This is a genomic window from Vibrio sp. 1288, from assembly GCF_033344475.1.
This window is the reverse complement of record NZ_JAWPOX010000501.1, coordinates 1-713: the sequence shown is the minus strand read 5'-3', so window position 1 is coordinate 713 and position 713 is coordinate 1. Positions and strand designations below refer to the sequence as shown.

Here is a 713-nt window from a genome sequence, read left to right as displayed (position 1 = left end):
GACTGTTTTCGACGATGTTTTTTAGCATTGATTGCATCTGAGCAAGGAACTGGTTGACGTGCGTAGCCAGTTCACCAATTTCATCCATGCGTTCAATCTCGATGCGCTGCGTCAAATCACCTTCACCTTGTGACAGTTCAGAGAGTGCATCCGACAAAGTTTGCAGTGGACGTAGTAGGCGAGTGATCACGTAAGTGCTGATGGCAGCGATGATCAAATACATCACGATTGAAGCTATGGCAGTAAAGGTCACTTGCTCCGAAACGGAGGCAAAAGCCATTTGTTTGTCTTGCACAACGCCCAGAGACCAATCGGTGTTAGGGACTTGAGCAACATAAATCAGTTGGTCGCCTTGTTTTGGCCACGTGATTGTTTCTAGCTTCGCGTGTTGTGCCAAGTTGGCCATTTTATCGCGAGTCAGTTCTGGATTTAACGTGGTGAGCGGTTTCTGGCTGAGCTTTTCATCTTTATAAGCGACGAGATTATTGTTGCCATCCACCAAAAACGCGAAGCCGTTGTTATCCAGTTGGATATTCAATACTTCGTTGATGATGTCTGTGACGGCCAAGTCAGCGGCCAATACGCCTTGTTTGTTTTGGTTAAACGCTTTGGCAAAGCTGACCACAATACTGCCATCAAAGTCTTGGTATGGCTCGGTAATGATCAGCCCAGATTGTGCCATCGCGTCTTGATACCAAGGGCGAGTTCGAGGG

Annotated in this window: 1 protein-coding gene; it reads right to left on the bottom strand. The window is 47.3% G+C overall.

What is annotated here, in order from left to right:
• The coding region (locus tag R8O11_RS27640) for a cache domain-containing protein (RefSeq protein ID WP_318194927.1) at positions 1-713 on the bottom strand (713 nt) is incomplete at both ends.